Source organism: Phytohabitans rumicis (genome assembly GCF_011764445.1).
In the GTDB taxonomy this organism is placed as follows: domain Bacteria; phylum Actinomycetota; class Actinomycetes; order Mycobacteriales; family Micromonosporaceae; genus Phytohabitans; species Phytohabitans rumicis.
In genome coordinates this window covers 4,064,814-4,088,178 of record NZ_BLPG01000001.1, presented here as the reverse complement: position 1 = coordinate 4,088,178, position 23,365 = coordinate 4,064,814, and the positions used below count along the sequence as shown (strand labels likewise).

Annotated in this window: 21 protein-coding genes and 1 pseudogene; 13 read left to right on the top strand and 9 right to left on the bottom strand. The window is 71.2% G+C overall.

The window, feature by feature from the left end; translation table 11 throughout:
- Window positions 1-7: 7 nt before the first annotated feature.
- A complete protein-coding gene (locus Prum_RS18090) occupies window positions 8-805 on the bottom strand; it encodes a hypothetical protein (RefSeq protein ID WP_173077616.1) in 798 nt (265 codons plus the stop codon).
- A 215-nt stretch (window positions 806-1,020) separates the two neighbouring features.
- Between Prum_RS18090 and Prum_RS18085 the strand changes: the two genes are divergently transcribed.
- Window positions 1,021-2,517, top strand: a complete 1,497-nt coding sequence (locus tag Prum_RS18085) for an AfsR/SARP family transcriptional regulator (protein WP_173077615.1) — start codon at window positions 1,021-1,023, stop codon at window positions 2,515-2,517.
- Here Prum_RS18085 and Prum_RS18080 read toward each other — a convergent pair.
- Window positions 2,483-2,800, bottom strand: coding sequence for an STAS domain-containing protein (locus tag Prum_RS18080; RefSeq protein ID WP_173083847.1), 318 nt, complete (start codon window positions 2,798-2,800; stop codon window positions 2,483-2,485). The two genes, Prum_RS18085 and Prum_RS18080, sit on opposite strands and share 35 nt — an antisense overlap.
- 101 nt (window positions 2,801-2,901) lie before the next feature.
- Between Prum_RS18080 and hemL the strand changes: the two genes are divergently transcribed.
- From hemL to ccsB, 6 genes are read left to right on the top strand one after another with little or no spacing between them, the layout of a single operon-like run.
- Window positions 2,902-4,200, top strand: coding sequence for a glutamate-1-semialdehyde 2,1-aminomutase (gene hemL / locus Prum_RS18075; protein WP_173077614.1), 1,299 nt, complete (start codon window positions 2,902-2,904; stop codon window positions 4,198-4,200).
- Window positions 4,197-4,847 (top strand): histidine phosphatase family protein, encoded by a 651-nt coding sequence (locus Prum_RS18070; protein ID WP_173077613.1) that lies wholly within the window; start codon window positions 4,197-4,199, stop codon window positions 4,845-4,847. The genes hemL and Prum_RS18070 overlap by 4 nt, the downstream gene beginning before the upstream one ends.
- Window positions 4,844-5,395 carry a TlpA family protein disulfide reductase gene (locus Prum_RS18065; protein ID WP_173083845.1) on the top strand — a complete coding sequence of 184 codons (552 nt, stop codon included), beginning with the start codon at window positions 4,844-4,846 and terminating at the stop codon, window positions 5,393-5,395. Before Prum_RS18070 ends, Prum_RS18065 begins: the two co-directional genes overlap by 4 nt.
- Window position 5,396: 1 nt before the next feature.
- Window positions 5,397-6,221 carry a cytochrome c biogenesis CcdA family protein gene (locus Prum_RS18060; RefSeq protein ID WP_173077612.1) on the top strand — a complete coding sequence of 275 codons (825 nt, stop codon included), beginning with the start codon at window positions 5,397-5,399 and terminating at the stop codon, window positions 6,219-6,221.
- Window positions 6,221-7,756: a cytochrome c biogenesis protein ResB gene (locus tag Prum_RS18055; protein ID WP_173077611.1), complete on the top strand. Its 1,536-nt coding sequence runs from the start codon at window positions 6,221-6,223 to the stop codon at window positions 7,754-7,756. Before Prum_RS18060 ends, Prum_RS18055 begins: the two co-directional genes overlap by 1 nt.
- Window positions 7,756-8,709, top strand: coding sequence for a c-type cytochrome biogenesis protein CcsB (ccsB, locus tag Prum_RS18050; protein WP_173077610.1), 954 nt, complete (start codon window positions 7,756-7,758; stop codon window positions 8,707-8,709). Before Prum_RS18055 ends, ccsB begins: the two co-directional genes overlap by 1 nt.
- A 31-nt stretch (window positions 8,710-8,740) precedes the next feature.
- Here the strand turns inward: ccsB and Prum_RS18045 are convergent, their stop codons facing one another.
- On the bottom strand, window positions 8,741-9,355 hold the full coding sequence (locus tag Prum_RS18045; protein ID WP_173077609.1) for a hypothetical protein: 615 nt from the start codon (window positions 9,353-9,355) through the stop codon (window positions 8,741-8,743).
- 295 nt (window positions 9,356-9,650) lie between these two features.
- On the opposite strand from Prum_RS18045, the gene Prum_RS18040 reads away from it, so the two are divergent.
- The 3 genes from Prum_RS18040 to mqnP all read left to right on the top strand — a co-directional run bounded on the left by Prum_RS18040 (window position 9,651) and on the right by mqnP (window position 14,052).
- Window positions 9,651-11,636 (top strand): S8 family serine peptidase, encoded by a 1,986-nt coding sequence (locus Prum_RS18040; RefSeq protein WP_173077608.1) that lies wholly within the window; start codon window positions 9,651-9,653, stop codon window positions 11,634-11,636.
- Window positions 11,637-11,740: 104 nt separating this feature from the next.
- On the top strand, window positions 11,741-13,204 hold the full coding sequence (locus Prum_RS18035) for a menaquinone biosynthesis decarboxylase (RefSeq protein ID WP_173077607.1): 1,464 nt from the start codon (window positions 11,741-11,743) through the stop codon (window positions 13,202-13,204).
- Complete coding sequence (mqnP, locus tag Prum_RS18030; protein ID WP_173077606.1) at window positions 13,201-14,052, top strand: menaquinone biosynthesis prenyltransferase MqnP; 852 nt, start codon at window positions 13,201-13,203, stop codon at window positions 14,050-14,052. The genes Prum_RS18035 and mqnP overlap by 4 nt, the downstream gene beginning before the upstream one ends.
- Before the next feature lie 22 nt (window positions 14,053-14,074).
- On the opposite strand, the gene Prum_RS18025 is transcribed toward mqnP, so the two are convergent.
- Window positions 14,075-14,989, bottom strand: a complete 915-nt coding sequence (locus Prum_RS18025; protein ID WP_173077605.1) for a terpene synthase family protein — start codon at window positions 14,987-14,989, stop codon at window positions 14,075-14,077.
- A 61-nt stretch (window positions 14,990-15,050) separates the two neighbouring features.
- Between Prum_RS18025 and Prum_RS18020 the strand changes: the two genes are divergently transcribed.
- Window positions 15,051-15,683 carry a UbiX family flavin prenyltransferase gene (locus tag Prum_RS18020; protein WP_173077604.1) on the top strand — a complete coding sequence of 211 codons (633 nt, stop codon included), beginning with the start codon at window positions 15,051-15,053 and terminating at the stop codon, window positions 15,681-15,683.
- Here the strand turns inward: Prum_RS18020 and Prum_RS18015 are convergent.
- Window positions 15,680-15,976, bottom strand: coding sequence for a BldC family transcriptional regulator (locus Prum_RS18015; protein ID WP_173077603.1), 297 nt, complete (start codon window positions 15,974-15,976; stop codon window positions 15,680-15,682). The two genes, Prum_RS18020 and Prum_RS18015, sit on opposite strands and share 4 nt — an antisense overlap.
- Before the next feature lie 168 nt (window positions 15,977-16,144).
- On the opposite strand from Prum_RS18015, the gene Prum_RS18010 reads away from it, so the two are divergent.
- Together Prum_RS18010 and cds1 are read left to right on the top strand one after the other, a co-directional pair.
- Window positions 16,145-16,621: an Lrp/AsnC family transcriptional regulator gene (locus Prum_RS18010; RefSeq protein ID WP_173077602.1), complete on the top strand. Its 477-nt coding sequence runs from the start codon at window positions 16,145-16,147 to the stop codon at window positions 16,619-16,621.
- Window positions 16,599-17,699 carry an L-cysteine desulfhydrase Cds1 gene (gene cds1, locus Prum_RS18005; protein ID WP_173077601.1) on the top strand — a complete coding sequence of 367 codons (1,101 nt, stop codon included), beginning with the start codon at window positions 16,599-16,601 and terminating at the stop codon, window positions 17,697-17,699. The genes Prum_RS18010 and cds1 overlap by 23 nt, the downstream gene beginning before the upstream one ends.
- Here the strand turns inward: cds1 and Prum_RS18000 are convergent.
- The 4 genes and pseudogenes from Prum_RS18000 to Prum_RS17985 form a co-directional block, all read right to left on the bottom strand.
- Window positions 17,668-18,264, bottom strand: coding sequence for a putative glycolipid-binding domain-containing protein (locus Prum_RS18000; protein WP_246278585.1), 597 nt, complete (start codon window positions 18,262-18,264; stop codon window positions 17,668-17,670). The two genes, cds1 and Prum_RS18000, sit on opposite strands and share 32 nt — an antisense overlap.
- 53 nt (window positions 18,265-18,317) lie before the next feature.
- Window positions 18,318-19,683, bottom strand: a pseudogene (locus Prum_RS17995) (DEAD/DEAH box helicase).
- A gap of 155 nt (window positions 19,684-19,838) precedes the next feature.
- On the bottom strand, window positions 19,839-21,428 hold the full coding sequence (locus Prum_RS53845) for a hypothetical protein (RefSeq protein WP_173072746.1): 1,590 nt from the start codon (window positions 21,426-21,428) through the stop codon (window positions 19,839-19,841).
- Between the two features lie 295 nt (window positions 21,429-21,723).
- Entirely contained in the window at window positions 21,724-23,322 is a 1,599-nt protein-coding gene (locus tag Prum_RS17985) for a C40 family peptidase (protein ID WP_173077599.1), read from the bottom strand.
- Between the last annotated feature and the right edge of the window lie 43 nt (window positions 23,323-23,365).

Below are 23,365 nucleotides of genomic sequence, written 5' to 3'. Positions count from 1 at the left end.
TGTCGCCTCAGCCGTTCAGGAACTCGTACGCCTCGGCCGGCGCCTCCTGGACCTGATCCGCCGGCGGTTCTTCAACGGCGGGCGCGGTGCCGTAGTCGCTGTACTTCGTCTCGTAGGTGAAGGCCGGCTCCTTCCCGAGCGCGGGCACGTCGAAGCTGACCGCGGTCAACCGTCCGGCGGAATCGACGGTCGCTCGGAATGGCAGGGCCTTCGCCTTGTCGCCGAGCTCGGTGAGAGCGTCGGGTTCGACCACCTCGGCCTCGGCCGTCTTGGTGAGGTCGAGAGTGCCGGCGTACGAGCCGGCGGTGGACTCGGTGACGTCCACAATGGAGCCGAAGAGGGCTGCGGCGCTTCCCGGGTCGAGGTCGTCGGAGGTCAGGTTTTTCAGGTCGGGGACCTTTGACCGGTCCACGTGGAGCCACGCCTTCGGCAGCTTGGGTAGGCCCCTGACGCTCTGGGTGTTACTGAAGGTGATCTTGACCCAGGCTTCCTGGTCGATGACCAGGAAGGCCATCGTCATCGTGAATCCGACGCTCGGATCCTTGTACTCGGTGGTGTAGTGGAGCCGCTTGCCCGCGACGTCCACCACACCGGTGCCGGTGGTCCCCGCGACCTTCTGGGTGAACCGGAAGCGCTCGGACGACTCGTCCGGAGCGGCTGCGAGGAGCTTGTCCTTGGCAGACGCGGGCGGTGCCGCGGAAGGCGTCGCGGAAGGTGTCGTGGCTGGCGTCTGCGCTGCCTTCTCGGCGCAGCCGCCCGCGAGCAGCACGCTCGCCGCCAGGGTCAGGGCGATCCGTCGTTTCATGGCTTTCCTTTGGTGTGAGTGGAGGTATGCCCAGATCGTGAGGAGGCGGGCTGCGGTATCGATGCGGCTATGCTGCTGATGGCTGCGGCCTCGCTGCGGCCGACTGCGGTTTGGCTGTATGTCCTGGTCAACGGGGTGAGTAAGAGCTGAAACGCTTCGAGATCCTCGGACCGGTCCGGGCCTTCGACAGCGAAGAGGAGCTGCCGCTCGGTCCGGTGAAGCAGCGTGCCGTGCTCGCCGTGCTGCTGCTGAACGCCAACCGGCCGGTACAGACCACCCAGATCGTCGATGCGGTGTGGGCGGACGACCCGCCGGAGAACGGCGCGAACGTCGTCCAGAAGTACGTCGCCGGGCTGCGCCGGGTGCTGGAGCCGGACCGCTCACCCCGTACCCCCGGCCAGACGCTGTCGCTCACCGGCGCCGGATATGTGCTGAACGTCCCGGACGGCGGCCTCGACGCCGACGTCTTCGACCGGCGGGTACGCCGGGCCCGAGGCGCCTGGGCCGCCGGTCAGCTCACGACGGCCGGCCCGGAGCTGCAGGCCGCGCTCGCCCTGTGGCGGGGCGAGCCGCTTGCGGGGCTCACCGGGCGGGTCTTCGAGGCTGCGCGCGAGCGGCTGGGGGACAGCCGGGCGGGCGCCCTGGAGGCGCTGGCGGAGATCGACATCGGGCTCGGTCGCCACGCCGCGCTCGTGCCAGAGCTGCGCCGGCTCGTGGCCGAGTACCCGCTTCGCGAGCAGCTGCGCTACCTGCTGATGCTCGCCCTGTACCGGTGCGGCCGGCAGGCCGAGGCGCTCGCCGCGTACCGGGAGGCCCGGGACTTCCTGGCGGACGAGTACGGGGTCGAGCCGGGCGAACAGCTACAGGATCTGCACCAGCAGATCCTCCGGAGCGATCCAGGGCTGTCCATGCCGATGAGCCCGGCACCGCCCGGGTCGCCGGCACCGCCACCGTTGCCGCCATACATGCCACATATGCCGTACATGCCGTACGCCCCGGGCCCGCCGTCTCCGCAGCTACCCGCCGCCAAGGAGCTGCCGGCGTGGGCCCGGTTCGGTGCGGTGCTCGTGCCGGTGTTCAGCGCCGGCTCGCTGACCTGGATGCTGATGGCCGCGTTCGCGGTGCACCGCCGCAGCCGCGTGCTCGGCGTGCTGGCCGCCGGCTACCTGGTACTAGCCGTCGCGGGCTGCCTGCTCTTCGGCGCGGACGAGGATGCGTTCACGCTCCGGTCCGACATCGGGATGTTGATGCTCATCGTGGTGTCGCTCGGCGGTGCCGTGCACGCGGCGATACTCCAGGTCATGCCGCGGCGGACACGCCTCGACCCGGACGCCGTCCGCACGGTCGAGCAGCGGGTACGCCGCCAACAGGCCCGCGAACTGCTCTGGTCGCACCCCGGGATCGCCCGTGAGCTGCTCATCGGGCGGCCCGACCTGCCGGGGTCCTTCGACGACGGCGGTCTCGTCGATATCAACGGCGCACCGGTGCACGTTCTCGGGGCCCTGCCCGGTATCCCGGTGCAGACCGCGCAGATCATCGTCGCGGACCGAAGCCTCCGGGGCGAGTTCGCCTCGGTGGAAGACCTCATCGCGCGGGGCTTGCTGCCCGCGCCGGTCGTGCAGGAGCTGCGCGACACATTGATCGTCGTGCCACTGACGGCGTCGCGGGACGGGGGTGTCAGCGCACCATCAGCGCGGACCGCAGGCCCGTGATATCCAGCACACGCTGCAGGAAGTCGCCGACGTTGGTCAGCATCAACACGCTCTGCGCGCGGCTGGCCTTGCGGCTGAGGACGACGAGGGTGCCCAGCCCTTGAGAGTCACAGAACGTGACGCCCGCCATGTCGAGCACGATGCGCGTGGGCGGCTCGGTCAGGACGTCGCTGACAGCGTTGGAAAGCCGGGCGGCCGTGAGCATGTCGATCTCGCCGGCGAGCTTGAGTACCGTCTCGCCGGGAGCCCGTTGCACCGCGATGGACAACTCCGGACGTTCCACATCCATCAGCCTATCGTGATCTAGCTGGACATGCCCGGCGAGGCATCGCAGGTCGGGGGCCGTGACAGGCTCTCAGCTTGCGCTGACAGAATGGCTGCACCGTGACCAAGACACCTGCTTCCGACGCCCTCTTCACCCGAGCCCGGGCCATCGTGCCGGGCGGGGTCAATTCTCCCGTGCGCGCCTTCCAGGCGGTAGGGGGAACTCCCCGCTTCATGGTTAGGGGTAACGGTCCGTGGTTGTTCGACGCGGACGGCAACCGGTACGCCGACCTCGTGTGCTCGTGGGGCCCGCTGATCCACGGCCACGCCCACCCCGAGGTGGTCGCCGCCGTGCAGGCTGCCGCCGCCAAGGGCACCAGCTTCGGCACGCCCACGCCGGGTGAGGTGGAGCTCGCCGAGGAGATGGTCGCCCGTACGCCGATCGACCAGGTGCGCCTGGTCAACTCGGGTACCGAGGCGACGATGTCGGCGATCCGGCTCGCGCGCGGCTTCACCGGCCGCTCGAAGGTGGTGAAGTTCGCCGGCTGCTACCACGGCCACGTCGACGCGCTGCTGGCCGCGGCCGGGTCCGGGGTGGCGACCCTCGGGCTGCCCGACTCGCCCGGGGTCACCGGGGCGGCGGCGAGCGAGACGATCGTGCTGCCGTACAACGACGTGGCCGCCGTGGAGGCTGCCTTCGCCGCGGACGGTGACCACATCGCGGCCGTCATCACCGAGGCCGCGCCGGGCAACATGGGCGTGGTCGCCCCGCGCGACGGTTTCAACCAGGCGCTGGCCGCGATCGCGCACCGGCACGGCGCGCTGCTGGTCCTCGACGAGGTGATGACCGGGTTCCGGGTCGCCCGCGGCGGCTGGGCCGCTCTCGACCCGGTCGACGCCGACCTCTTCACGTTCGGCAAGGTCATGGGCGGCGGCCTTCCCGCGGCCGCCTTCGGTGGGCGGACGGAGATCATGGGCCGCCTCGCCCCCGCCGGGCCGGTCTACCAGGCCGGCACGCTCTCCGGAAACCCGCTCGCCTGCGCCGCCGGGCTGGCCAGCCTGCGCCTGGCCGACGACGCGGTCTACCGCCGCCTCGACGAAACGGCCGCCGCCGTGGGCAAGCTCGCGAGCGAGGCGCTGAGCGCCGCCGGGGTCCCGCATCGGCTCTCGTACGCCGGGAGCATGTTCTCGATCTTCTTCACCGACGCCGACGTGGTCGACTACGACAGCGCCAAGACCCAGGACGTGGCCGCGTTCAAGGCGTTCTTCCACGCGATGCTGGACGGCGGGGTCTACCTGCCGCCGAGCGCGTTCGAATCGTGGTTCGTATCCACCGCGCTCGACGACGAGGCGTTGGAGCAGATATCGGCGGCCCTGCCGGGAGCGGCGGCCGCGGCGGCAGCGGGGAGCAATACATGACGAGCAGCACCGTCGTGCACGTGCTTCGGCACGGGGAAGTACACAACCCGGACAAGATCCTGTACGGCCGGTTGCCCGGCTTCCGCCTCTCCGAACTGGGCGGGCAGATGGCCAAGGCGGCGGCGCAGGCGCTGGCCGACCGCGACATCGCGTACGTGGTGGCCAGCCCGCTGGAGCGCGCCCAGGAGACCGCCGACCCGATCGCCGCGCAGTTCGGGCTGCCGGTGGCGGTCGACGAGCGGCTGATCGAGAGCGCCAACTGGTTCGAGGGCAAGCGGGTCTCGCCCGGCGACGGCTCGTTTCGCGACCCGCGCAACTGGTGGGTGCTGCGCGACCCGGTCACCCCGTCCTGGGGCGAGCCGTACAAGCAGATCGCCGAGCGGATGTTCGGCGCGCTGCACGCCGCCCGGGTCGCCGCCGAGGGGCGCGAGGCGGTCTGCGTCTCGCACCAGCTGCCCATCTGGACCCTGCGCCGGTACGTCGAGCGCAAGCGGCTGTGGCACGACCCCCGCAAGCGCCAGTGCGGGCTGGCCAGCCTCACGTCGTTTCACTTCGAAGGCGCCAAGCTGGTCGGCATCGGGTACTCCGAGCCGGCCGCCCATCTCGTCGCGATGTCACCGGGTGCCCGGACGGCCAAGGGGGCCTGATGCTGCGGCGCCTCTCGCTAGTCCTGCTCCTCCTCAGCACCGCGCTCGCCGCCTGTGACGGTGGCGGGAAGTGGGAGGACGACTGCGAGACCACCGCTGGCGTCATCGAGTGCGCGCCGGACAAGCGGCCGCCCGCACCCGACCTGTCCGGCGAGCTGCTGGAGGGCGGCAGCTACAACCTCACCCAGGACCGTGGCACGGTCGTCGTGGTCAACTTCTGGGGTTCGTGGTGCTCGCCGTGCCGGGCCGAGATCGACGACCTGGAGCAGACGTACCAGGCGACGAAGGGGCAGGGCGTCACCTTCCTGGGCATCAACGTGCGGGACGACCGGGACAAGGCCAAGGCGTTCCAGCAGGGCCGGGTCGGCTACCCGAGCATCGTCGACCCGGGCAGCAAGCTGGCCCTCAACTTCGACGTTCCGCCCAACACGATCCCGGCCACGATCATCCTGGACCGGGAGGGCCGGATCGCCGTGGTGATCCGGGACGCCGTCAAGCAGGACCAGTTGCAGCCGCTCGTCGCCCGGGTCGCGGCGGAGGCGAGCTGACGTGGGCGACACGTTCCGTGAGCTCGCCAACGGAGGACCGATCGCGCTGGCGATCGGAGCCGCCGCCCTCGCCGGCCTGGTCAGCTTCCTCTCCCCGTGCGTGCTGCCGCTCGTGCCCGGCTACCTGTCGTACGTGACGGGCTTGTCGGGGGTGGAGCTTGACGCCAAAAGGGCAGCCCTATCACCGGCTGGACGGGTACAGGGGAGCCCTTCTCAGAATTCATCCCCAACAGGGCAGCCCTTTGGGGGCGCGGGCCGGGTGCTCGCCGGGACCGCGCTGTTCATCAGTGGGTTCACCGTGGTCTTTACGTTGACCGCGGTGCTCTTCACCAGCGTCAGCAGCGTGCTGCTGGACAACCGGCGGGCGCTGGAGATCGGCGGCGGCATCCTGATCATCGTGCTGGGGCTGGCGTTCGTCGGGCTGGTGCCGGGGATGCAGCGCGAATTTCGGATCCACAAGCTGCCCAACGCCGGGCTGCTCGGCGCTCCCGTCTTCGGCGCGGTGTTCGCACTGTCCTGGGTGCCCTGCGTCGGGCCCACCCTCGGCGCCGTGCTGACCATGGCCACGGTCAGCGGCAAGACCGATCGGGCCGTAGTGCTGGCGGTCGCATACTGCCTCGGGCTCGGACTACCGTTCATCGCGTTCGGGCTGGGCTTTCGCCGGTTCCTCGGCGTCTTCAAGGCGATCCGGCGCAACAGCCGCTGGGTCACCCGGGCCGGTGGCGCGCTGCTGATCGTGGTGGGGATCGCGCTGGTCACCGGCGGGTGGAACAGCTTCCTCATCTGGTTGCAGACCACGGTCGGGGTCGGCAAGGTGGGCATCTGATGGTCGCGGTGCAGGAGCGGCCGCCCACGAACGCGCGGCCGAACCCCGTTCTTGCGTTTCTGCGCAACTCGTGGCGCCAGCTCACCAGCATGCGTACGGCGCTGATCCTGCTCTTCCTGCTGGCCATCGCGGCCATCCCCGGCTCGGTGCTCCCGCAGCGCAGCGTCAACATCGAGAAGGTCAACCAGTACTACGTCGAGCACCCCTCGCTGGCGCCGTGGCTCAATCGGCTGGGCATGTTCGAGGTGTTCGCCTCGGTGTGGTTCTCGGCGATCTACGTCCTGCTGTTCACCTCGCTGGTCGGCTGCGTCCTGCCGCGCCTTCGCGACCACTACCGCGCGCTGCGCTCCGTACCCCCGAATGTGCCGGCCCGGCTGGACCGCCTGCCGCAGCATGCGGTCCTCGAAGGCGCGGCGGGCATCGACGACATCGCCGCCGCGCTGCGCAAGCGCCGCTGGCGCGTCGCGGTCCGCGACGACACGGTCTCCGCCGAGAAGGGGTACCTCAAGGAGACCGGCAACCTGATCTTCCACTTCGCGCTGCTCGCCGTCCTGGCGGGCGTGGGCTTCGGATCCTGGTACGGCTGGCACGGCAACCGCCTGCTGGTCGTCGGCTCGGACACCGCGTTCTGCAACAACCTCCAGCAGTACGACGAGTACGGCCTCGGCGCGCGCATCAAGGCGGCCGACCTGCCGCGCTTCTGCCTGGAGCTGACCGACTTCAAGGCCGAGTTCCTGCCCAGCGGCCAGCCGTCGTCCTACCAGGCGACCGCGCGGGTGGACGACGGGCCCCCGCAGCGCTTTTCGGTCAACTCGCCGCTGCGGCTCGGCGACGCGAACGTCTACCTGCTCGGGCACGGCTACGCGCCGATCATTCGCTACACCGACCGGTACGGCCAGTCGCAGACCACGGTCGCCCCGTTCCTGACCGTCGACGGGATGCTGACCAGCGAGGGCGTGGCCGCGTTCCCGGACGCCAATGTGGACCCGCGCGGCGGCGCCCGGGACCCCAACCTCCAGGTCGCGTTCGAGGGGCTCTACCTGCCGACCGCGCCGGACGCGGCGCCGTACACCCGGTCGGTCTATCCGGCGGAGCGCTCGCCGGCGCTGATGCTGTGGGCGTACCGGGGCAACCTCGGGCTGGACGTCGGCCTGCCCCAGTCGGTCTACACGCTCGACCAGCGGCAGGTGAACTCGGGGCGGTTGAAGCCGGTCGGCGAGGCGAAGCTGCTGCGGGTCGGCGAGAAGATGACGCTCGACGACGGGACGACCGCGGAGTTCCTCGGTACCCGGCAGTACGCCACCCTGTCGGTGCGGTACGACCCGGGCGAGTTCGTCGCGCTCGGCGGGGCCGCGACCGGCCTGGCCGGGCTGATGCTGTCGCTGACCGGACGGCGGCGCCGGGTCTTCTTCCGCGTCACTACCGGCAGTAGTAGATTGGTCGAGGCCGGTGGGCTGCCGCGCACCGACTACTCCGGGTTCGCCGAGGAGTTCCAAGAGACCGTCAAGGCCGTGACCGTTGTGGAGAAACGCTGATGTCCGCACTGTCCGATCAGCTCCTGGTCATCGCGATCATGTCGTACGTCGCGGCGATGGTCTGCCATGCGGCCGAGTACGCGTTCGGCAACGCCAGTCACGTGGGCCGGGCTGCCGCGCGTGAGCTGGTGGCCGTCGGCGCCGGGGGGCCACCCGTTGTGGAGGTTGTGGACGCGCCTCCGGCCCGGCCCGACCGTGCTGCCTTCGCCGGCCGGGCCGCCGTCGCCGTCACCTTGATCGCGGCGCTGGCCCACCTCGGCACGCTCGTGACCCGCGGCATCGCGGCCGAGCGCATGCCGTGGGGCAACATGTACGAGTTCGTGCTCTCGGTGACGTTCGTCGGCAGCGCCGCCTGGCTTGTCGTGCTCGCCAAGCGACCGGCGATCCGGCACCTCGGCCTCTTCGTCGCCACCGTGATGGTGATTCTGCTCGGCGTCGCCGGCATGGTGCTCTACACCGACGTAGCGCCGCTCGTGCCGGCCCTGAAGTCGAGCTGGTTCGTCGTGCACGTGTCCGCCGCGGTCACCTCGTCCGGCATCTTCCTGCTCGGCTTCGTGCCCGCCGCGATGTTCCTGATCCGCAGCGGGTACGACCGCGGCAAGCGCAGCTTCCCGTACACGCTGGGGCGGCGGGTCCCCGAGGCGGCCGCGCTCGACCGGCTGACCTTCCGCCTGCACGCGTTCGCGTTTCCGATCTGGACGTTCGGCGCGCTGATCGCCGGGCCGATCTGGGCCGAGGCGGCCTGGGGCCGCTACTGGGGCTGGGATCCCAAGGAGGTCTGGGCGTTCATCTCCTGGATCGTGTACGCCGGCTACCTGCACGCCCGCGCGACCCCGAGCGTCAAGCGCACCACCGCGACGTGGATCGCCGTGATCGGCTGGCTCACCATGCTGATGAACCTCTTCGGCGTCAACATCTTCTTCACCGGCCTACACTCCTACGGCGGCCTATAGCTCTCCTCATCACCGTGGATGGCCAGGGGCGTTAGCAGGTGCCGGCCGTCCAGGTGTCGAAGCGGGTGGCCCAGTCCAGGCAGTACGCGCCGGAGCCGCCGCCGGACGCGGTGGGCACGTCGTCCTGCCGCCAGTAGCGCAGCGCGTCGCCGTCCTTGACCTGGACGTTGTCCACGGCGATCCGCGGTACGTCGATGGCCCCGGCGCCGTCGGTGTGCACCTCGACGTACTGCTCGACCTGGGCGCGGGCGCCCATCGGCAGGCGTTGGCTGGTGAGCAGTTGCCAGCGTTCCCGCCACCACAGCCATGCCTCCCACACGCCGTCCCGCGCCGCCTGAATGGAGATCCAGATCTGGTCGCCGGGCGCGAGGGCGTATTGGTCGTAGAAGGTCCACGCCTGCCGGTTGGTGTCGTACGTGTAGACGCGTTGCTTGTCGCCACCCGCCCACCCGGTCTCCGCCCACCCGGCCTCCAGCCACGTGAGTCGGCCATCCGACTCACGTTTTGCCATGAGCCGGGTCGCCACAAAGTCGTGCGTGCCGGTCCGTACGCCCGGATCGCGCACGGTCAGTCGGGCGAGCACCCCGGACCATTCCCCGGTCGTACCGGCGCCCAAGTGGTGGTAAACGCCGCTTGCCATAGACATGGCCGGTTCGCCGGCAACGAGTAACACGGCGCAGAACGCGGTGGCCGCGAGCCGCCTGCGAAGTCTCACATTTGACAAACCAGAAATCGATCCAGCGGTGACTCACTCAATGCAATTGGTCCGAACGGGTGACCCCCGAAAGGCGTAAATCAACGAAGATGGTCAGCGTCTTTATCGAGAGGCAATGCCGTCCACCCCTCATCCACAGTGGACGCTGATCTCAAACGGGGAGTCTGAAGTGTCCCAACTTCGCCGAGTTGGTCGCTCGGCCGTGGCGGGCATCGTCCTTGCCGCCATGGCGACCACCGCGAGCATCGCTGGAGGCGGTGCGGCTTCGGCCGATCCGCCCAGCCCGTCCAAGCGGAAGGTTCCGGGCATCGTTGGCACGTCGGCCAAGGATGTCATCAAGGACAGCTACATCGTGGTCTTCAAGGACCGCAAGATCTCGGCCACGGCCGCGAGGGCCGGCGCCACCGCGCTGACGAAGACGTACGGCGGGACCGTGCGTCGGACGTTCACCAAGACCGTGCGGGGCTTCGCCGCGAAGATGACCGAGGCGCAGGCCAAGAAGCTGGCCGGCGATCCCGACGTGGCGTACGTCGAGCAGAACCGCCGAGTGACCAAATCGGACACTCAGGCGAACCCGCCGTCCTGGGGTCTGGACCGGCTCGACCAGACCTGGACGCCGTACAACAAGCTGTACACGTACCCCAACACGGCGACCAACGTGCACGCCTACGTGATCGACACCGGCGTCCGGATCTCGCACACCGAGTTCGGCGGCCGGGCCAGCTACGGCATCGACACCGTTGACGGCGACGCCGTCGCCGACGACTGCAACGGCCACGGCACGCACGTGGCCGGCACGATCGGCGGCACGAACGTCGGCGTGGCCAAGGGCGTTCAGCTCGTCGCGGTGCGCGTCCTCGACTGCACGGGCAGCGGCACCCTGGACGGCGTCATCGCCGGCGTCGACTGGGTGACCGCCAACGCCGTCAAGCCTGCGGTGGCCAACATGAGCCTGGGCGGCGGCGCCAGCACGGCGCTGGACGACGCGGTGCAGGCGTCGATCGCGTCCGGCATCACGTACGCCGTGGCGGCGGGCAACGACGCCGACGACGCCTGCTTCTACTCGCCGGCCCGGGTGCCGGCCGCGATCACCGTCGGGGCCACCGACGAGTTCGACTTCACCACGTCGTTCTCCAACTTCGGGCAGTGCCTCGACATCAACGCCCCGGGTGCCAACATCACGTCGGCCGCCATCAGCAGCGACACCGCCCGGGTGGCGTACAGCGGCACCTCGATGGCCAGCCCGCACGTGGCCGGCGCCGCCGCGCTGCTGCTGTCCACCAACCCGGCCTGGCTCCCGGCGCAGGTGCGTACCGCTCTCGTCAACGACGGGGTCCTCAACGGCGCCCGCGGTTACGTCGAGGACACGACCACCAAGCTGCTCCAGGTCGGCACCCGCACCATCCCCAACACCGTCACCGGGATCAAGGCCAACGCGAACAAGAAGGTCGTGACGGCCGAGAGCCGCGGGACCAAGCCGCTGATCGCCAACCGCGGCGACGCGGGGATCTGGGAGCGGTTCGACGTCGTCAACGTCGGCGGCGGGTTCGTGGCGCTCCGGGCTAAGATCAACAACCTGTACGTCACGGCGGAGAGCGCGGGCGCCAAGCCGCTGATCGCCAACCGGTCGGCGGTCGGCACGTGGGAGAAGTTCACGCTCGTCAACAACGCCGACGGGTCCTTCAGCCTGCGGGCCAACGCCAATGGCCGGTACGTCACGGCGGAGAGCGGCGGTACCAAGCCGCTGATCGCCAACCGGACGGCGATCGGCGCATGGGAGAAGTTCTACTGGACCACGCCGGCCACCACGATCGGCGTGCGGGCCGCCGTCAACGGCAAGATCGTCACGGCGGAGAGCGCCGGTGCCAAGCCGCTGGTCGCCAACCGGGCGGCGGTCGGCGCATGGGAGAGGTTCGACATCATCGACGCGGGCCTGGGGTACATCGCGCTGCGCGCCCAGGTGAACAACCGCATCGTGGTCGCGGAGAGCACCGGGTCCAAGCCGCTGATCGCCAACCGTACGGCGATCGGGGCGTGGGAGGTCTTCTACCTGGTCCACTTCGACAACAAGTTGATCCTGATCTCCAACGCCAACGGAAAGTTCGTAAACGCGCCGGGCGGCGGTGCCTCGCCGCTGATCGCGAACTACGTGTACGACCCGGTAACCACGCCCCTGCCGCCGTCGTCCACGCAGTTCACCTACGTGTTCTAAGCGCGACCTGAGAGCGAAAGCGAAGAGGTGGGCCGTCGAGACACGCGTCTCGGCGGCCCACCCGCGTCATTGCCGGTACCAACCGGTAGGACAGACTGGCTGCCATGGCGGTACGTGGCTTCCCGTACACGGGGCTGAAGGACTTTCTCGCGGCGCTGGAGAAGGCCGGCGAGCTGCGCCGGGTGTCCGTGCCGGTGGATCCGACGCTGGAGATCAGCGAGGTGGTCACCCGTACGGTCGCCGCGAAGGGCCCGGCGCTGCTCTTCGAGCGGCCCACCCGGGGCGAGATGCCCCTGGCGATCAACCTCTTCGGCACCCACCGGCGCATGGCCATGGCGCTGGGCGTGGAGAGCGTGGACGAGATCGGCGCCCGGATCGGCGAGCTGGTCCGCCCGGAGCTGCCGGTCGGCTGGTCGGGCATCCGCGAGGGCCTGGGCAAGGTCATGCAGCTCAAGTCCGTACCCCCGAAGAAGGTCAAGACCGCGCCCTGCCAGCAGGTGATCTACCGCGACGGCGAGGTCGACCTGGGCCGGCTGCCCGGGTTGCAGACCTGGCCTGACGACGGCGGCATCTTCCACAACTACGGGCTGACCCACACCAAGCACCCCGAGACCGGCAAGCGCAACCTCGGCCTGTACCGCCTGCAGCAGCACTCGCCCACCACGGTCGGCATGCACTGGCAGATCCACAAGGACTCGACGGCGCACCACGCGGTGGCCGAACGGCGGGGCGAGCGGCTGCCGGTCGCGATCGCGTTCGGCTGCGACCCGGTGGTCTCGTACAGCGCGTCCGCGCCGCTGCCGAGCGACATCGACGAGTACCTCTTCGCCGGATTCCTGCGCGGCGAACGCGTCGAGATGGTCGACTGCCTCACCGTTCCGCTCCAGGTGCCGGCGCACGCGCAGATCGTGCTGGAGGGGTACGTCGAGCCGGGCGAGCGCCTGCCCGAGGGCCCGTTCGGCGACCACACCGGCTTCTACACGCCGGTCGAGCCGTTCCCCGTGCTCCACGTCGAGTGCATGACGACGCAGCGCGACCCGGTCTACCACTCGATCGTGACGTCGAAGCCTCCGCAGGAGGACGGGCCGATCGGGCACGCCACCGAGCGGATCTTCCTGCCGCTGCTCAAGCTGCTGATCCCGGACATCGTCGACTACTCCATGCCGGAGGCCGGGGTCTTCCACAACTGCGTGATCGTCTCGATCCGCAAGCGGTACCCCAAGCACGCCCAGAAGGTGATGTCCTCGATTTGGGGCGCGCACCTGCTCTCGCTCGCCAAGCTGATCGTGGTCGTCGACGAGGACTGCGACGTGCAGGACTACAGCGAGGTGGCGTTCCGGGCGTTCAGCAACGTCGACTACAAGCACGACCTGCTGCTCACCGAGGGCCCTGTCGACCACCTCGACCACTCGTCGTACCAGCAGTTCTGGGGCGGCAAGGCGGGCATCGACGCGACCCGCAAGCTGCCGACCGAGGGCTACACCCGGGGCTGGCCGCCCGAGGCGGTCATGTCGCCGGAGGTCAAGGCGCTGGTCGACAAGCGCTGGCGAGAGTACGGAATTTCATGAAGGCGTTCCTACGGCTGGTCGCCATCGAGCACTCGGTCTTCGCGCTGCCGTTCGCGTACCTGTCCGCGCTTACCGCGATGCGGCAGGAGGGCGGCGGGGTGCGCTGGGGCGACCTGGTGCTCATCACAGTCGCGATGGTGGGCGCACGGACGTTCGCGATGGCCGCCAATCGGATCATCGACCGGCGCATCGACGCCCGCAATCCGCGTACCGCGAATAGAGAGCTGGTCACCGGTGCCGTCCGCGTGCGGACGGCCTGGACCGGCGCGGGCATCGCGCTGGTGGTGTTCCTCGGCGCGGCGGCGCTGCTCAACCCGCTGTGCCTGGTGCTCTCGCCGCTCGCCGTGGTGCCGCTGGTGGTGTACCCGTACGGCAAGCGGTTCACCGACTGGCCACATGCGATCCTGGCGATCGCGCAGATGGTCGGGCCGGTCGGCGCGTGGCTGGCGGTGACCGGGACGTTCGCCGGGTCCGGGCCGGCGTGGGTGCTGGCCGCCGCGGTGGGGCTGTGGATCGGCGGGTTCGACCTGATCTATGCGTGCCAGGACGCCGAGGTGGACCGCGAGATCGGCGTGCGCAGCGTGCCCGCGCGGTACGGCGTGCCGTTCGCGCTCGGCCTGTCGACGGTCGTGCACCTGGTGACGTTCGCCCTGTTCGTCTGGTACGGCGAGCTGGTCGGTTTCGGCTGGCTGTGGTGGGTGGGCCTGGCCCTGACCGCGGTCGCGTTCGGCTACCAGCACGTGGTCGTGCGCCCGAGCGACCTGACCCGGGTGAACCGCGCGTTCTTCACCGCGAACGGCTTCGTGGGCATCGCCCTGTTCGCGTTCGCGCTCCTCGACCTCCTTTAGCGCCGCTAGCGAAAGGGCGCCGCTACCGGTAGCGGGCGCTCTCGAAGGACCAGTCCATGGTGCCCCGCACGGCGTACTCCACGCCGTCGAGGAAGCGCCGCTCAGCCCGCGACGTCGTGGGTACGGCGGCGCGCAGCGCGGGGAGGCGCGCCATCGTCCGGTGCCAGCGACCCCGCGCCACGTCGGCCGCGTCGGCGATCGGGAGGCGGTGCTGCCGGGCCAGGGCCAGCACGAGGTTGTGCCCGCCCGACGTCGCCGTGTCCCGTTCCAGCGACAGCAGGTCGTTGAACCAGGAGAGCAGGTCGTTGCCGGCGGCGCTGAACGCGCGTACGGCCGGGTGGGCGTAGAACCGGCCGGGCACCGGCACCCGGTCGGCGAAGTCGATGAGCGTGTGCGCCACGTACGCCGCCGACGTGGCCCGGCGCAACTCGACGTACTCCTCGACGCCGGGCCGGTGGCCGGTCGCCTTGTTGCGGGCCTCGACGACCACGCCCTTCAGGTGGTGCTCGACCGCGCCGATGAACCGGGTGCACCACCGGATCGGCATCCGCCGGAACGGCTCGCGCCAGGCGTCGGTGAGCATCGAGCCCAGCGGCCCGGCAAGGGTGGAACGTCCGGTACGGAAGGTGGCGAGCGCGCCGGTGACAAGCTCCCCTACGTGCTCTGGTGATGGGACGCTCGCCCGGTCGCACTCGTCGTCAGCCAGGAAGAACCAGGTGAACAGGGCGGCGACCACCCGCAGGTCGGCGAGGGTCGCGTCGGGGTAGAGACGGGCGGCGTACCGGGCGATGCCACCCTCGGCGAGGCGATCGGCGTACAGCGGTGGGAGGCCGTGCCGGCGAATCCAACCACCGAGCCATTCCTCCGCAGCCTCCGCGTACGGTGAGAAAACCGGATTAATCGGGCATTCGAGGTCGAGTGAAATCGTCGGCGTCATTGCCGCCTCCTGCTGTCCGGCCAACATCAGTTGGGGCCGACGGTAGCCCTACGCTGGATCTATGCGGAATCCGTGGATCGTCGGTGTTTCTGGTGCATCCGGGACTCCGTACCCCGCGGCGGTGCTGCGTGCACTCTTCGACGCCGGCGAATCGGTCGATCTCGTCGTGTCTCGGGCGGCTCGATTGACCATCCTCGACGAGACCGGGTCACCCTTTCGGGACGCGCACTGGAAGGACGACCTGGCCCGGTGGCTCGGGCGCGACCTGGCCGGCGCGGACGTCGTGCACTGGCCGGCCGGCGACCTCGCGGCCGGGCCCAGCAGCGGGTCGTACCCGGCGCGCGGCATGGTGGTGGTGCCGGCGAGCACGGCGGCGTGTGCCGGCATCGCGATCGGGCTCTCGAAGGACCTGCTCCAGCGCGCCGCGGAGGTCAACCTCAAGGAGCGGCGGCGGGTCGTGGTGGTGCCGCGCGAGACCCCGGTCACGCGCAGCCACCTGGCGCACCTCATCGACCTGCACGACGCGGGCGCGGTCGTCCTGCCGGCCAGCCCCGGCTTTTACGGCGCCGGGGCGTCCGCATCCGCGCAGCAGCTCATCGACTTCGTAGCCGGCAAGGTGCTGGACGCGCTGGGCGTACCCCATGCGCTCTTTCGCCGCTGGAGTGGCGAGCTGAACGCGCCAGGCAAGCCTTAGCGCATGTTGGTCGACGAGTGGTGGCTCGGACGCACCGCGCCTGGGTGCTGCGTTGTCGGTCCGTCGTTGCGTGGGCGGTTGGACGGTGGCGGCGTTTCGTCGCTCAGCTCCTCAAGCTCGCCTTCGCCCTCGAGTAGCGCTCGTACCTCTGATTCACGGAAGCGCCGGTGGCCACCCGGCGTCCGGATGCTGCCGATCCGGCCCGCGGCCGCCCATCGGGTCACGGTCTTAGGATCGACGCGGAACAACGCAGCCACCTCGCCTGGCGTCAGCAGACGATCTCCAGTGTCCACAGCCCCTCCTTCGCGTCGAACGAAGTGACGGGTGGGATGCCCGACAGCCTCGATAGGGACGTACGGTCATTACAGCACCGTGAGCGTGTCGTGTCCGGGAAACAGGGAAAACGCACTGTCTGGGAAGTTAGGCGCTAGGATCGCGAGCCCTGTTACTGTTTACGCACCGTGGACGACATCGATCTGAGGCTTGTGGAGCTATTGCGGGCGAATGCCCGACTATCGTATGCCGAACTCGCCCGCCAGGTCGGACTCTCCGCGCCGGCGGTGCACGATCGGGTCGGCAAGCTGGAGAGCACCGGGGTGCTCCGCGGTTACCGGGCGGATGCCGACCCGGAGGCGATCGGGCTCGGGGTCACCGCGCTGATCGGGCTGGTGCAGGACTCCGGCGGCGACACCGACGAGGTGCTGGCCGCGCTCCACGACATGCCGGAGATCGAGTCCTGCTACTTCATGGCCGGCGTCGAGTCGTTCCTGCTCAAGGCGAGGGTGGCCACGATCGCCGAGCTGGAGCACCTGATCGTGCGGCTCAACCGCACCCCGGGCGTGGCGTCCACCCGTACCGCGATCGCGCTGTCCACCAAGTGGGAGGACCGGCCGCAGCCCCTGTTACGGTCCGAGGATGGAACAGCTCGACCGGTGTAACGACGCCGACCGCGCCTGGGTGACCGACGCGATCGCCAAGGTCGAGGCCGACGCCAACCGCTCCGCCGACACCCACCTGCTGCCGTTTCCCCTCCCGGACGGCTGGGGGATCGACCTCTACCTCAAGGACGAGTCGGTCCACCCCACCGGCTCGCTCAAGCACCGGCTGGCCCGCTCGCTCTTCCTCTACGGGCTCTGCAACGGCTGGATCGGCCCGCGGACCACGATCGTCGAGGCGTCGTCCGGCTCCACCGCGGTCTCCGAGGCGTACTTCGCGCGCATGCTCGGCCTGCCGTTCATCGCCGTGATGCCCGCCTCCACGTCGCCGGAGAAGGTGCTGCTCATCGAGTTCCAGGGCGGCAAATGTCACCTCGTGCAGGACCCGGCCGCCGTCGTGGTCGAGGCCCGCTGGCTCGCCGAGGACACCGGTGGGCACTTCATGGACCAGTTCACGTACGCCGAGCGGGCCACCGACTGGCGCGGCAACAACAACATCGCCGAGTCGATCTACGCCCAGCTGGCGCTGGAGCGGCACCCCGTACCGGCCTGGGTCGTCGTCGGCGCGGGCACCGGCGGCACCAGCGCCACCATCGGCCGGTACGTCCGCTACCTGCGCCACCCGACCAAGGTGTGCGTCGTCGACCCGGAGAACTCCGCGTTCTACCCGGCGTGGGAAGCCGCCGACTGGGCGGTGGAGACCGGGCGCGGCTCCCGCATCGAGGGCATCGGCCGGCCGCGGGTGGAGCCGTCGTTCCAGCCGACCGTCGTCGACCGCATGGTCCGGGTGCCGGACGCCGCCTCGCTCGCCGCGATGCGCGCGGCCTCCGCCGTGCTCGGCCGCCGCGTCGGAGGCTCCACGGGTACGAACGTGTGGGGCGCCTTCGCGCTGATCTCGGAGATGCTGGCGGCCGGCGTACGGGGTTCCGTGGTGACCCTGATCTGCGACGGCGGCGAGCGGTACGCCGACACGTACTACTCGGACGAGTGGGTCGCCGCGCAGGGCCTCGACCTGTCGCCGTACCTTCGGGTGGCCGAGAGCTTCCTGGCTACCGGCGCTTGGCCAGCCCGGGGTACGTGACGACGTACCCCTCCTTGTCCACGGTCAGGTCGGCGCGGAAGTCGTCGATCGCGAAGCGCACCGTCTGCTCGTCGACGACCGTGTAGACCTGCTCGCTCGGCATGACGATCAGGCTCGGCACCAGCACCCACGCCATGGTGAGGCGGTGCGCCGTGCCCGGCGGCGCGCCGAGCAGGCCCAGCCGCCGGATCGGCAGCGTGTTGGGCAGCGGGGCGCCGGCCAGGTCGATGTCGATCGCGTCGTGCAGGCGCTCCGGCTCCTCGGTGCCCGGCAGGCCGGCCGGCCCGTGCCCACCGTCGACCAGGGCGCGATCGAGGTCGCCCTGCTCGCCGGTGGTGACCCGCCAGCGGCCAACCGCCCGTTCGAGCCGGAGGGTACGCAGCCAGCCGGCGCCCTCGACGCTTACGTCCAGGTGCGCCGTCGCCCAGCTCTCGTCGGCGACCAGCTCGTACCGGCAGACGTACGGGATGGGGTCGCGCGCGGTGGCGTACCCGCGCGCGTACAACCCCCGCCGATCGTCCAGGACCGCGAGGTCAGTCCCGCTGGTGTCGGTCCGCTCCCACATCAACACTCTCGGCAAGGTGGCCATGGTTGCCATCTTGCCCGTTGATCATGAAGTTATCCGCGTCCCGAGCGGTCTTTCCCGCGGAAACCCTCGTGATCGCCGCGGCGGCGCGGTGCGCCGTGGTGCGGCGCGCGCGGCGGGCGGTGACCGTGGGGGCGCGGGGGACGCGCTTCGCGGGCGGCGGGGTCGGCTCGTCCACCACGGGTACGCCGCTGGGCTCCCGGGCGCCGGTCAGCTCGGCCAGGGCGGCGTCGCCGGGGCGTACCCGGGTCTGCGCCGGATCGACGCCGGCCCGCTGCAGCATGGCCAGGGTGGACTTGCGCTGCTTGGGCAGCACCAGGGTGGCGACCGCGCCGGACTCACCCGCGCGCGCCGTACGGCCGGCCCGGTGCAGGTAGTCCTTGGAGTCCTTTGGCGGGTCGATGTGCACGACCAGCGAGACCCCGTCGACGTGGATGCCGCGGGCGGCCACGTCGGTGGCGACCAGCACGTTCACCCGGCCCTCGCGGAACTCGGCGAGCGTGCGGGTGCGCGCCCGCTGGGTCTTGCCCCCGTGCAGCGCACCGGCCCGTACGCCGACCGCCGCGAGCTGACCGACCAGCCGGTCCACGCCCATCTGGGTACGGGCGAACATGATCGTCCGGCCGTCGCGGGCGGCGATGGCGGCGGTCACCGCGAGCTTGTCGTGCGGGGGATCAGCAGCAGGTGGTGATCCATGGTGGTGACGGTCGCCACCGGCGGCGCGGTCGAGTGCGTCACCGGGTCCGTCATGAACCGCTTGACCAGCGCGTCCACGTCGCCGTCCAGGGTGGCGGAGAAGAGCATCCGCTGGCCCACCTTCGGCGTCTTGTCCAGCAGCTCGGTCACCTCGGGCAGGAAGCCCATGTCGGCCATCTGGTCGGCCTCGTCGAGCACGGTGATCGCGATGTCGTCGAGCGAGCAGGAGCCCCGCTCGATGAGGTCCTTGAGCCGACCCGGGGTGGCCACCATGATCTCCACGCCGCGGCGCAGCGAGTCGATCTGCCGGTCGTACGGCACACCGCCGACGGCCGTGGTCAGGAAGACCCCGACCGCCCGGCCCAGCGGCCGCAGTGCGTCGGCGACCTGCATCGCCAGCTCGCGTGTGGGCACCAGGATCAGCGCGCGCGGGTGGCGCGAACGGGCGCGCTCGCCCTGGGACAGCCTGGTCAGCAGCGGCAGGCCGAAGGCCAGCGTCTTGCCGGAGCCGGTCTGGCCCCGGCCGAGCACGTCCCGGCCGGCGAGCGCGTCAGGCACGGTCGCGGCCTGGATCTCGAACGGCGTGGTGATGCCCTCCCGGTCCAGTTCGCGGACGAGGGGAGCGGGCAGGCCGAGATCGGCGAAAGTGGCTGGGGCGTCGAAAACGGACGGAAACGTGCTGGGATCAGCGAAGGTGCTCAAGTAAACCTCTCAGCGGGGGGCGTCTCTGCGCGTGTACCCCGCCAGAACGCCCATGGGCGCGCTCGATTCGCGCGCCGAGTCAGTGATCTCGACAAGTGTACGGGGAACCGCCCCCGGTGACACATTTATGCCGCCGGGCAGTGGGCAGGCTCACCTCAACTGTTCAGAAATCCGTCGAAAAGGTTGGTGAACGTGTCGCCCGCGGCCAGCACCGCGAGCACGCCGACGGCCACCAGCACGCCCAGCACGAGCGCCATGATGAGCAGCACCTTGGCGGTGTTGCGCGCCGGCGTCGGCTCGTCCATCCGCCCCTGAGCCAGGATGTGACCGGTCAGCGAGCCGGAATTCTCCACCGACAGGCCGGCCGGCATGGCCGTCGTCATCGGGCCGGCGCCGGGACCCTCCTGTCCGCCGTAGACGGTCCCCTGTAGACGCTGCTCGCGCGCCCACTGCCCGTACTCGGGCGAGGTCGACACGGCGGGGGGAGCGGGCGCCGGGGACACCGGTGGCGCCACCTCGGCCGGGCTGGCACCCCAGCCGGGCGGCGCGGTCGGGTTGCCGGCCGGCGGCCAGGTCGGCAGCGCGGGGGCCGGCACGAAGGGCGGAGCCGAGGTGGGTGGCGGGGCCACGGCGACGGGCCGGGCCGGGGCCGGCGTACCGGGCACCGCCATCACGGGCGGCGGTGGCGGGAACGGCGGGGACGGCGGCTCGGGTGGCTGGGGCGGGCCGGGCGGCACCGGGACCGGACCCGGCGGGATCGGCACCGGGGGCACCGGCTCCGGCGGCGGGAACGGGTTGGGCGCCGGCCCCGGACCGGGCGGCTCGGGGCGGGGCGGCTGGATGGGCTCCGGCGGCTCGCTCGGCTCGGCGAGCTCGGGCGCGCCGGCCCGGTACACCCGCGCCCGGGCGGCCGGCGCCGGGACCGCGGCGTTGAACTGGCCGGGCGGCACCTGCGCGCCGGGCACGACCGCCCGCGCCCGGGCCGCGGCCGGCGCCGGGGCGGCGTGCTCCCGCCGTTGCTCAGCTTCCGGCCGCTGCCCTGCTTCCGGCCTCTGCCCTGCTTCCGGCCTCTGCCCCGCTTCCGCAGCGGACACAGCGGACACAGCGGGTACGTCGGGCGCGCCGGCCCGCTGCGCCGGCAGTACGTACTGCGGCGGCGCGGGGGCGGTCGGCTCGGGCGCCGGGGGAGCGACCGGCGGCGGTGGCGGTGGCGGAGCTGGTGGGGCCGCGGGCGGCGGCGCTTGGGCGGCCGGCTGCGGTGGCGCCGCGGGGTCGCGCCAGGGCACCTCGAACGCCGACCAGGGCGAGTCGGTGACCGGGACCTTCGGCTGCCGCCGCTCCAGGGGCGGGCCGGGCGTGGGCGCCAGCTTGGGCACGGGCAGCCCAGGCGGAGCAGCTGGTGGTGCGGCCGGCGCTGGGGGCGCGGGCTCCACCTCGGGCGGCGTGAACTCGCCGGCCCGGTACGTGGTGCCGTACGTGGTGCCGCCCTTCGCGGGGGCGGGCGGCAGCCCGGCGACGTCGGCCGGGCTGAGCGGCGCGGCGGCCGACACACTGGCCCGCCCGACCACACCGGGGCGTGGGGCCAGCACCTCGGGCGGGTCGTTCGGGTCGGCGACGTCCAGGCGGGCGCGGGCGAGACCGGCGGCGCGCTGGTGGGCACGGGCGGCCCGCTCACTTGCACGGGCGGCGCACTCGACGGGGCGGGCGGCGCACTCGACGGAGCCGACGGTGCGAAGCCCGGCCACAGGGCGCCGGCCGGCGGTGGCGGCGGCAGCTCGTACGCGTCCGGGAGGTCCTCGGCCGGCGCGGCGGGCAGGGCGGTGCCGATCGGTGGTGGTGGCGGCAGCGGCGACAGCTCTGTCGCGGTGCCCGGCCGGGGCACCGCCGCGTCGCCTGCGTACGGCGGATCCTGTCGCTCGTCCATCATCGCCTCCCGCTCCCCCGCCGCCCCAAACCGGTGCGCGCTAGATCGGAGCGTCCTCCAGTTTTACCGTGCCACATCGACGCCCGCTGGCCCACCCGGAGTCGGATCGCCGGTCTTCACTTCCCGGTGCTCGCGGAAGCGGACGAACTCGGCGTTGCGGACGGGCTGGGTGAGGCCGAGGTCGCCGCGGTGGTCGCCGGTGGCGCGCTGCTCGAACTCGGCTTCGCGCTGCTCGACGTGGGCACGGCGCTGGTCGCCGACGGGTTGGAGCTCGGGCTGTCAGCCGGCGACGGCGTCGGGGACGGCGTGGTCGGAGTGGGCGTCGGCGTCGGAGTGCTCGGCGGCGTCGTGGGTGGAGTCGTCGGTGGCGTCGTGGGCGGGGTGGTCGGCGGCGTGGTTGGTGGGGTCGTCGTGGGCGGCGGCGTCGTCGCTGGCGGCTTGGTCGTCGGCGGCGGCGTGGTGGCCGGCGGCGTCGTGGGTGGCGGAGTGGTGGCGGGCGGGGTCGTCGTGGGCGCGTCGACCGCGCCGTAGACCCGCGTGGCCGCGAAGAAGCGGGACCACCAGACCGTCGATACCTTGACCCGTTCGCGGCTGTTCGGCGCGTGGACCATCTTGCCGTCGCCGATGTACATGCCGACGTGATGGATGCCGCTCGCCGTGCCGTTGGAGCTGAAGAAGACCAGGTCGCCGGGGAGCAGCGCGTACTGGGAGACCAACTTGCTGCGGGTGCCCGCGAACTGGTCGCGGGAGACCCGGGGCAACTGGTAGTCGGCGTGCCGGTACGAGGCCCAGGTCAGCCCGGAGCAGTCGTACGTGTTCGGGCCCTCGGTGCCCCAGACGTACCGCTTGCCGAGCTGGTCGAGGGCGAACTCGACGGCCTTGATCGCCAGCGGGTGGGCCGCCTTGCCGGCGATGGCCTCGTCGTCCAGGAACCCGGCGCCGAGCCGGGCCTCCTCGGCCTCGCGCTGCCGCTCGATGACGGCGAGCTGGGCCGCGTTGCGGTCCTTGACCTCGACGAGCGCGGCTTCCTTGGTCTTGAACGTCGCTTCGAGCGTGGTGAACTGGCCGGCCAGCGACTGCTCCTTGGCGAGCGCCGCGTTGTATTCCTCCTGCGCCACCCGCTCGGCGTCCTTGGCCCGCGCCATTTCGTGCTCGGCGGCGTCGCTCTCGGCCGTGGACCGCTCGCCGCGCTGTAGCCGGGATAGCTCGCTCAGCCCGTGCAGGTCGGAGCCGAACGCCCCCGGAGGCAGCTCGGCGGCCTCCTTGAGCGCCTGCGCGGCGGCGCCTTCCGCCGCGGACTCGGCCTTGGCCACCGCGGCGCGTGCCTCTTCGAGCTTGCGGTGCGCGATGGCCAGGTCGGTACGCGCCGTCGCCTGGCTTTCCCGCACCCCGAGGAGCTGGTCGCCGAGCAGGCCGATCTCGATCTCGGCGTTGTAGATCTGGGTGGCCAGCGGCCCCGTGACGGTCGAGGGCGGCGGATAGTTGACCCCGCCGGAGTTGGGCGGCGGGGTGGCACCGGGAAGCTGGAGTGCGCCGGCCGGTGCGGGCCGGCTGCCGGCGTCGGGGATCGTGTTGGGCGTGGGGTCCGCGTACACCGGGGCGGCGAACGCGACGGCCGCCGCGGCGCCGAGCATGGCTGACCAGGCCAACGGCCGAAGGACGGGCCCGATGTGCCCGTCTCGCCGTGCCTTGTGTCCGCCAGCCCGCTTCGCCATACCCCGTCTCCCCGCCGCTCGTCCCATTCTGTCCTACCGCACC